Below are 675 nucleotides of genomic sequence, written 5' to 3'. Positions count from 1 at the left end.
AAATCCATTACCCAATCTACCCCTATTAACTCATCTAAAAATGGAAGCATTCCAAATTCATCATAAGGAGGATTCTTAGAAAACTTCTTTACCACTTCAGCTTTTAATTTATTGACATGTAAGCCATCTATTAAACCTCTAAACTCATAAGAGTTTGTTAATAATCTAAAGGCATTTTTACCAAACAATACTTCTTTATAGCCTAATTGTAAGAGCAAGTAAGAGATAGCATAACATCTTGCTTTAAATCCTGTGCGAAATAAGTCTAAAGCTTTGAGAAATCCCTGTATATCTCCTAAAATTCCAGCTGCTAATTCCCATTCAGCCATTGCTAAAACTCCATCACTTAAATGAGCTAAGTCCCTATTGGCTTCTACTTTTTCATAGATATGAGCATATTTTTTATCAATAAGATTGCCTTTATCATCTACTCCTGCATAGGCTTCATAAGGTATATCTATCACACTAGCTCTTAAGCCACTTCTAATAACAAGATATTTATATCTTTCTCTTTTTGTTTTTAAAGATTCATAATAAGCTTTTTCTGCTTTAGTCCAAGGAGCTATCGCTCCTTTAATAGGGTCTTTATAATAAAGCTTTTGGATTGCTTTAAACTCTGAGAGATGAGACTTCTGCCCTGTGTAGTAGTTAGGGTCTAGGTAGTTGGGTTTGTAG

Annotated in this window: 1 pseudogene; it reads right to left on the bottom strand. The window is 33.3% G+C overall.

The annotated features are described in order from the left end of the window. A pseudogene (locus CQA53_RS11800) lies at positions 1-675 on the bottom strand (hypothetical protein); the annotation flags it as partial.

Origin of the sequence: Helicobacter didelphidarum (assembly GCF_003364195.1) — a bacterium.
GTDB lineage: Bacteria > Campylobacterota > Campylobacteria > Campylobacterales > Helicobacteraceae > Helicobacter_A > Helicobacter_A didelphidarum.
This window is presented reverse-complemented; position numbering and strand designations above follow the sequence as displayed.